The sequence below is a fragment of the Geminocystis sp. CENA526 genome, assembly GCF_050753365.1.
Classification (GTDB): domain Bacteria; phylum Cyanobacteriota; class Cyanobacteriia; order Cyanobacteriales; family Cyanobacteriaceae; genus Geminocystis.
The window spans coordinates 1-6,784 of sequence record NZ_JBLZFY010000153.1 but is presented as its reverse complement, the minus strand read 5'-3'; the positions used below and the strand labels follow the sequence as shown (position 1 = coordinate 6,784).

Here is a 6,784-nt window from a genome sequence, read left to right as displayed (position 1 = left end):
GGTTGAGGTGGTTAACCTATAGTTATTTTATCACGTCACTGGCGATTCATCCCACACTTGTTTTAATTATTTTTTTTACTCGAAAACAAAGTGTGGGGCTTCTCGCCGTTTAAGCTAAAGAATCTGAGTTTACCTAAGTTCGAGATAAAATTTAGACTAAATCGATCGCTAAAAGCGGCGCTGCGCGATCGAATCATAATAATTTTTGACGAAAAATAATCATAAATTGATTGTTTATAGCTATTTACTAAATTTAATGAAGATTTTAAAACATTTTCTTCCCCCCCTCTTCTCCTCTTCCCCCTCTTCATCACTCATACTTTTTCAGCAAACCCTAAATATAAAAACCCCCCATAAAAATATGAGAGGTTTTCGGTTTTTTATATGTACTTATTTATGCTTAAGGTCTTTATATAAGCTGACCTCAATTTATATGAAGATTATATTCACATATCTTTTACGTTTTATTGATTTTCTTAATAATTTCTTTAGATTTAACCAATTAATGTAACAAAATATTGCTAAATATTAACTAATATTAAGTTTTATAAATAGAAACCCCTAATTTTTGTGATAACCACACCTCAAAATTCCTTACAGAAATCAATTTTGTCTCAGATGATACCATCGGCTCAACCAAAATTGTAAACATTCCTAAACGATTACCAGCTAAAACATCTGTAAATAATCGATCGCCCACCATAGCAATTTTTTCGATAGGATGATTCATCGCTTCCACCGCTTGTCGTAATTTTCGGCGAGAAGGTTTTGCCGCCCCAAAAATAAAAGGTAAATTTAAACTAGATGCGATCGATTTGATACGAGTTTCGCTAAGATTATTACTAACCAACCATAAATCTACCATAGGGCGGACTTCTTCAACCCAACTCATCAATTCGGGAGACAAGGCTTTTTCATTCCAAGGCACAAGAGTTTCATCGACATCCAATACTAATCCTTTCAGATTATATTTTTTAATTAAACTGGGAGTAAGATGAATCACCACATCTCCCAAAACTAAATCAGGTTGTAATATTTTTGCCCTAGACATGATAGTGAATAGTAAATAGTGAATAGTAAATCAAAAAGTTCAATAAATTGAACGTTATCTCGTTAGCCGTGTAATTCATTACACGGTGGGTTATTGATGAATGACTAAAACCATTGTTAATTGTTAATTGTTAATTGTTAATTGTTAATTGTTAATTGTTAATTGTTAATTCCCTTGTCTAATTCTTCTTTAAGTAACTTATGATAAATTTGCGGTAAATGTCTCGTCATATTATTATCCTCGATACCGTAGCCTAAACTTGTCCATGTCGGAGATAATAATTTTAAGACTCGATCGATATTACCATTTTCCAATAAATTAGTTATATCTTCACTCCAAGCATTAGAGTCCGTAAGCCAGTTGTAAACAACTTTATCTTGATATTCAGGTTCAAAACTATAATCTTTCCAGACGAAAAATTTTGACGGTTGAGGATGATATAAAGAGGCTTTTTCTTCCCAAGTGGTATTCAAAAATTGGTATCTTCCTGATGCAGTAGTACATCTTCCTTCATTAGGTCCATTAACGATAGTCACACAAATATTAGGATGCTTACTCAAATCTTTAACATACTTTCCCGTATAAATAACATGATAGGGATTAAGATAATTAGACTCACTAGCGCTAATAGTGCGCATTAAAGCCCGAATATAGGGGTTTCCACCTTCCATGACTAAAGGCGGACTTCCATATATACTGGAAATAAGATGTTGACTAGCCTTTTTTAAATCACTTTTTCTTTCCTGAATAAAAACACCGACTAATCCTGATAGCATGATCAAAATAATTACTGTTTTCAAGAAATTGCCTACTTGGGCAGTAAAGTTTCGCCTATCGTCAGTAAAATTTGTCATACAGCTTAATAAATCAACTTAAAATAATTATCCTAATCATATAATAACTAGGAGTTAGAGAATTAAGAATTAATAATTAAGAATTAACAATGGTTTTAGTCGTTTATCAATAACCCACTGTGTAATGAATTGTTGGTTTTGTTTCATAACCCACCGTGTAATGAATTATTGATTTAACATCATAGCCCACCGTGTAATAAATTACACTGCTAATAGTGAGATCGTTCTACGAACTAAGATTTTGTTATTTTATTATTGTAGGGGAGGTTCGATCAAACTTAAGGAATAATTAACGATAATTTCGTAGGGCTTTACCGTACAATAAAAATAATTAAACTTAAAATATTGGGAAAATTAGGGCAATGAATGTTATCAGTGTTAATCAATTTAGAGATAATTTGAGGAGTTATGTAGATGAAGTAATTAATAATCATATCCCTTTAAAAGTGACTCGCCGTAATGGTGATGATTTTATGATAATTAGTGTGGAAGATTGGGAAAGGCAACAAGAAACTTTATATATTCTACAAAATAGTAACTTAATAAAACAGATTAATGAATCACAAATTACTCATCAGGAAAACAAGGGTTATGAACCAAGTATAGGAGAAATTAATGAGATCATTAATTTTTGAGGGTAAGACATGGTTAGTTTATGAAAATTTACGAGAAAAGGACAAAAAATTACATCAAAATCTTTGTAAAATTCTCAAAGAGATGTTAAGATCAGACCCTACTCAGGGATTAGGAAAACCTGAACCTTTAAAGCATAATTTATCAGGTTTATGGTCTCGAAGATTATCTCAAAAAGATAGAATTGTTTATAAGTTTGATGCTCAATATATTTATATCTTCGCTATTGGTGGTCATTATGAAAATGAATAATGAATAATTATTATAGGTGAGTTTCGATCGAGTTTAAGATAAAATAGTTTAATATTATTCAGGTAAAATTACATCAATAATAACGATTTTAGCATGGGGGAGAGGTTATGAATAATGAGAATATGATCCCTCCTAATTCCCCTTAAACAAAGGGGAAACTTAGTTTCAATTTCTAAAGACATTGTAATTGTTGTTTTAAGTAAATTTTTCCTGATTTACTACCATAAAAGAGTAAATTTGTCAATACTTTTAAAGCAATAATTGTTTCTTTTTCTGGATGAATTTCTACACTTAAAATGGGATCAGATTTAGCTAAATCAAGAAACTTATCTAAATAATCTTTGACTGTACCATAATAATAATTAGCATTATCAGAATTGTCAATTTGTTCTAATAAAGAACAAGCCCTTCTAATTAATTCATCATTTTTTTGCAATAATTCTACTAAGTATTCAATTAATATATCTAACTCTGATTTACGTTTAGGAATAACTTTCGATTCTAGGGGAATACCTAATGCTAAAATACCTAAATAAATTAGCTTAATTTTATTGGGAGTATTGTTAACTTTTTCTACGTCTATTAAATTTTCTTGTTCTTCTATCATAGAATTAAATTTGAGATTGATTAATTATTAATATGGAGCAAATAATTTTTAATTTATCTAGCGAATTTTCCTCTGGCATTGTCAAAGAAAATTTTATCCCTGTTTATCTTTATGATACTGTTACCTCTACTAATACTAAGACATGGGAGTTAATTTCTAAAAATATTAGTCCTCCTTTTATTGTTATCGGTAAACAGCAAACCGCAGGAAAAGGACAACGGGGTAATATTTGGCGATCGAGCCTAGGGGGATTATACTTGAGTATGGCACTAAATTTAAACAGTTCGATCGAATCTCTTAATCATATAACTTTATGGAGTATTTGTGGCGTTGTCAATGGTTTAAAAACATTAAATATTCCAGTCAAAATAAAGTGGTTAAATGATTTAATGTTAGAAGACAAAAAATTAGGGGGTATTTTATGCGAAACAAAAATAGAAAAAAATATCATAAAAAATATCATAATTGGAGTTGGTATTAATTATCAAAATTCTTATCCTGAAAATGCTATTAGTTTAAATACTTACTTTCAAAATTATAATTATTATCCCATTAATAACTTAATAGATTTAGCTAAAGTTATCTCGATCGAACTCCTTAAAAGCTATCAACAATATCTTGAATTAGGAATAGAAAATATTGTGAATAGTTATAATCAATTTATGTATAATCGCCACGAAAAAGTTTTACTAGAAAATAATCTCAGAGGTGAGATATTAGGTATTAATCATCAAGGTAACTTACAGATAAAATTATTATCAACTAATGCCAGTACTAAAATTAACTTATCCTTTGAAAATTATCGAATTTCCTACCATAAATCCATAGATAATTTGTATATTGTCACAGAAATTTCTCCCTGAAAATAATAAAAACATAGGCAGTATATTTAACGATTTAAGACTTACGCACCTCTAAGAATATTCTGTCATTCCGAGAGTAGCGAAGGAATCTCAATCCTTTGATTTTTGGTACAAGTGCATAACTTTTAAGATTATGAAGCAACCTGCTCACACATCCCAATACTAACCCAACTACTAACACCATCTTCAAAATGTTCTTTTTTCCAAATAGGCGCATTATGCTTTAAAGTATCAATACCATAGCGACAAGCGTTAAAGGCTTCCCCACGATGAGGACATCCTACGGCAACTAAGACACTAATATCTCCTATGCTTAACTTCCCGATACGATGGTGAATAATGACAGTATTAACATCTTGCCATTGTTGTTTAATTCCATGACTAATATCTTGAAAAATCTTGATCGCCATAGGTTCATAAGCCTGATATTCTAAATATTTAACAGGTTTTCCCTCTGTCTGATTTCTCACTGTACCACTCATCAGTACGATCGCACCGTTACTGGCATTATCTGCTAAAGTATAGACTTCTGCAAGGCAAAGGGGAGCAAAAGTAATCCTAAAATCAGTAAATAAAGTCATAATCAAGCCCGTATTTTAATTTCTAGTTTTCTTATCTGGTAATTCAATAAAAACCCTATCACCCGGCATTACTCCACTTAATACTTCTGTTTTATCATCAACGGAAGTGCCAATAGTGATAGGTTGAAATTTAGGCTCATTATTTTCATCAGGAATCATTACCCCAGTTTTACCCTCCTGAGTGACAATAGCCACCGTTGGTACAACTATCGCATTAGTTAATTTATCCCCTAAAAAATTAACCTCTACATTCATTTTAGACAAAAGTTGATCTTGTCCTGACACAATGGCAATTTTTACCTCAAAAGATGTTACATTTTGTTCCACGATCGCCTCTGGAGCAATACTTTTAACTACTCCTTGAAAAACTTGATCAGGATAAGCATCAGCAATAATTTTAACAGGTTGCCCTAATTGCACTTGATTTAAGTCAATTTCGGGTACTTTTGCCACAATTTCCAACCCTCTTGCTAAAGCAACAATGGAACTTGAAGTTGCTGAAGCTGTAGCAGATGCAGAAGTGGTTGGGGTTACGAAAGCTCCTTCTGTAGCAAATCTTTGGGTGACAATACCATCAAAAGGCGCAGTTATATAGGTTTCTTCGTATTTGATTTTGGCGATTTCTAAATCTGCTTGACTGGCTTTAATGGTGGCTTTCAATCTTTCAATTTCTGCTTTGCCACTTAACTGCCTTTCTTCCATGGCAATCTTGATTTCTGCGATCGCCGCTTCTAATCTTTGAATTTCTGGGTCTTCTGTGGTTTGTAGTTCTTCTAACCTACGCAATAACTGCTGAATATTTGCCTGTGCCACAATATATTGATTAGCTAATTCATCAAACTGATTTTGACTGATAACTCCCTCTTTTAAAAGGTTTTCGTTACGTTTTAATTGACTTTCCGCTAATTTTAATCTTGATTCGGCTTCTCCTAGTTGCGCCCTAACTTGATCAACTTGGCTAGGAATACGGCGTTTCGACTCTTCTAAACGTGCTAAAGCCTGATTGATTTGAGCTGTATAAACTTGTATATCCCCTTGCAACTTAATATCCGCTTCTTGTAAGCTAGATTCCGATTGTCTTAATCGAGCTTCCGCTTGAATACCTTGAACGTATAATTCTTGATTATCCATGACGGCAATGGGTTGCCCTTGTTTGACGATCGCACCTTGATCTACCAATAGTTTAACAATTTTTCCCGCATTTTTGGGACTGATATTAACGCTTTGTATGGGTTCTACTGTACCACTGGCTCGAATCGTTCGACTAAGAGTTTGTTGAGTGATAGGTACTGTATTTTCATTTGTCACCATCGGAACATTATTACGATTCATCATCACATAACTAGATATAGCTACAAGAATGATACCACCGCCCATAATGCCGAAAATCCAAGGCAGAGGATTATGTTGTTTTTCCAAGTTGCTTACCGTCATAGTAATTAAGATGAGAATGAGAGACAGGTGGACAGGTAGAAGAGGGGGAAGAGGGGAAGAAAAGACTTTAAAAATTTTTTAATTCTTAATTCTTAATTCTTAATTCCTCATTATATCTTATAGTTTTTTATCTCGATCGCGCTGACGACGATCGCGCCATTCAAGGGTAGTCAGATAAAGAATACCGCCACTGACAAAAATTAATAAGGCAATGGCAACGATAAATAAAGTATTGAGTACAGTTGGTGATGATTCCACGATTTAGAAACCTTTTCTACCCCAAACTACCATTGCGATCGACCATGTGAAAAGAGCAAGAACCCCTGCCCAACCTAAAGTAAGAATATCCATAATTAATTACTACATTTAAACTCTAATTTTAACTATTTTATCTTACCATACAGGGCAAACGCATACTCAGGAAGATAAAATCTTCAGTAGATACTTCTCATCCCATCCCGCTCTTAATCGTTGTGCTTTTTTACCTCGTTTATACTCTGTTTCTCTAT

10 protein-coding genes are annotated in these 6,784 nt (G+C 32.7%); 3 read left to right on the top strand and 7 right to left on the bottom strand.

The genetic code is table 11. The annotated features are described in order from the left end of the window. Positions 1-538: 538 nt before the first annotated feature. Both ACN4EE_RS21445 and ACN4EE_RS21440 read right to left on the bottom strand, forming a co-directional pair. Positions 539-1,051 carry a YqeG family HAD IIIA-type phosphatase gene (locus ACN4EE_RS21445; protein ID WP_431708546.1) on the bottom strand — a complete coding sequence of 171 codons (513 nt, stop codon included), beginning with the start codon at positions 1,049-1,051 and terminating at the stop codon, positions 539-541. Positions 1,052-1,209: 158 nt separating this feature from the next. After that, entirely contained in the window at positions 1,210-1,905 is a 696-nt protein-coding gene (locus ACN4EE_RS21440) for a glycoside hydrolase family 24 protein (RefSeq protein WP_431708545.1), read from the bottom strand. A gap of 362 nt (positions 1,906-2,267) precedes the next feature. On the opposite strand from ACN4EE_RS21440, the gene ACN4EE_RS21435 reads away from it, so the two are divergent. Next, entirely contained in the window at positions 2,268-2,540 is a 273-nt protein-coding gene (locus ACN4EE_RS21435; protein WP_431708544.1) for a type II toxin-antitoxin system Phd/YefM family antitoxin, read from the top strand. Continuing rightward, positions 2,521-2,790 (top strand): Txe/YoeB family addiction module toxin, encoded by a 270-nt coding sequence (locus tag ACN4EE_RS21430; RefSeq protein WP_431708543.1) that lies wholly within the window; start codon positions 2,521-2,523, stop codon positions 2,788-2,790. Before ACN4EE_RS21435 ends, ACN4EE_RS21430 begins: the two co-directional genes overlap by 20 nt. A gap of 172 nt (positions 2,791-2,962) precedes the next feature. Here ACN4EE_RS21430 and ACN4EE_RS21425 read toward each other — a convergent pair whose 3' ends face one another. Continuing rightward, positions 2,963-3,397 carry a DUF3038 domain-containing protein gene (locus ACN4EE_RS21425; RefSeq protein WP_431708542.1) on the bottom strand — a complete coding sequence of 145 codons (435 nt, stop codon included), beginning with the start codon at positions 3,395-3,397 and terminating at the stop codon, positions 2,963-2,965. 32 nt (positions 3,398-3,429) lie between these two features. On the opposite strand from ACN4EE_RS21425, the gene ACN4EE_RS21420 reads away from it, so the two are divergent. Next, on the top strand, positions 3,430-4,260 hold the full coding sequence (locus tag ACN4EE_RS21420; protein ID WP_431708541.1) for a biotin--[acetyl-CoA-carboxylase] ligase: 831 nt from the start codon (positions 3,430-3,432) through the stop codon (positions 4,258-4,260). Positions 4,261-4,391: 131 nt separating this feature from the next. Here the strand turns inward: ACN4EE_RS21420 and ACN4EE_RS21415 are convergent, their stop codons facing one another. From ACN4EE_RS21415 to petN, 4 genes are all read right to left on the bottom strand, one after another. Continuing rightward, complete coding sequence (locus ACN4EE_RS21415) at positions 4,392-4,841, bottom strand: molybdenum cofactor biosynthesis protein MoaE (protein WP_431708540.1); 450 nt, start codon at positions 4,839-4,841, stop codon at positions 4,392-4,394. A 15-nt stretch (positions 4,842-4,856) separates the two neighbouring features. After that, positions 4,857-6,275, bottom strand: coding sequence for an efflux RND transporter periplasmic adaptor subunit (locus ACN4EE_RS21410; protein WP_431708539.1), 1,419 nt, complete (start codon positions 6,273-6,275; stop codon positions 4,857-4,859). Between the two features lie 117 nt (positions 6,276-6,392). Next, positions 6,393-6,533 carry a hypothetical protein gene (locus tag ACN4EE_RS21405; protein WP_431708538.1) on the bottom strand — a complete coding sequence of 47 codons (141 nt, stop codon included), beginning with the start codon at positions 6,531-6,533 and terminating at the stop codon, positions 6,393-6,395. A gap of 3 nt (positions 6,534-6,536) precedes the next feature. Further along, the gene (petN, locus tag ACN4EE_RS21400; protein ID WP_017293292.1) at positions 6,537-6,626 is read right to left on the bottom strand and encodes a cytochrome b6-f complex subunit PetN; all 90 of its coding nucleotides are present in this window, start codon (positions 6,624-6,626) and stop codon (positions 6,537-6,539) included. Positions 6,627-6,784: the final 158 nt, after the last annotated feature.